1 protein-coding gene is annotated in these 1,306 nt (G+C 56.8%); it reads left to right on the forward strand.

The window, feature by feature from the left end; translation table 11 throughout:
- Nucleotides 1-1,274 (forward strand): autotransporter outer membrane beta-barrel domain-containing protein (locus tag ACR0EL_RS21560; RefSeq protein WP_480502215.1); only part of this gene is annotated, 1,274 nt, incomplete at its 5' end.
- Nucleotides 1,275-1,306: the final 32 nt, after the last annotated feature.

Consider the following 1,306-nt stretch of genomic DNA (forward strand, 5'->3'; position numbering starts at 1 on the left):
CGTCGGCCACCATCACGAACTCGGCCTCGATCACGGGTGGCAGCGGATTCGCGATCCTGTACGGAGGCAATGCGAACGACACGCTGAACCTGTTGCCCGGGTCAGTTTTGAACGGTGCGGTGGATTTCGGGAACGGTGCAGCCAACGACGTCGACACGCTTAATTTTGTACCCGGGCTCAACGCCGCCGTGAACTTCGCCGACGGTTCCGGAGTGGACAGCGATCTGGCCTCAGCTCCAGAGATCATCAACTTCGGTGGTGCTGGTACGTTGACCAATGGCGGGCTGACCGCGGTTTCGGTGGACACCACGGGATTTGCGGCGCAAGGCACGTTTATCAGCGATCTGACCGATGCGATCTTCAACTCGGTCGACACCGCCGATCTCGTACCCGTCGCATCCCCGAGCCAAGTAAGCCAAGGTGTCGGGACGCTAGATCGGTTTGCCGTTGAAAGTGGCTCGCATGCATGGATCTCTGCGATAGGCGGCTACCGCGATTTGAGCGCGGATGGGACGAATGTCGGGTACGACCATCGTTTCAACGGCCTGATCGCTGGCGTCGAGACCAGTGAAGTCTTTGACAATGGTAACTTCGGTCTTCTTGCAGGCTACAGTGATAGCCGCGTGTCCTTGGACTACGCTGCCGGTGAGACCGATATCACCTCGTATTTCGGCGGAGCCTATTGGAAGCGCAATTTCGATGGCTTCAGTCTGAATGCCGCGATTGTAGCCGGAGCCACCAGTAACGAGGTGACGCGGAATACCGATAGCGGACAGGCTGATGGCGACTTCGATGGTACATTCTTTGCGCCATCTCTCTCTGTTGCGGTTCCAGTCAACCGGTTGCCGGTACCAGCCTATTTCAGTGCGCGGGCCAACTACGTTTTGCTGCAACTAGACGACTATAGCGAAACCGGCGCCGGTCTACCGTTGACGGTTGAAGATCGGAATGTCTCACTTTTCAATACTAGGGCGCAGTTGAACTTCCCCCGGGCCATTTCGCATTCAAACGGAGGTACGACCGATATCAACTGGTCGTTAGGTGTTGATGCAACATTTGATGCAGGTTCGGATGATGTCGATGCGATCGTAGCGGCGACGCCCTTCTCGTTTGTCGCCAGTCCTGGGGATGCCGTGGCGGGGTTTCTTGGGTTTGATGTCGGATATTCCTCCGCTGATGGGCTGCGAACGATTGGGTTCAACAGCGAAATCCAATCAACCTTCGATGGCGACTACGGTGTAGTTGCTGAGCTCAAAGCAACCTTCCGGTTTTGAACTCATCGGCGCCCGCACAGAAGGGCGCCGAA

This window comes from Ruegeria sp. AH12 (genome assembly GCF_056541465.1).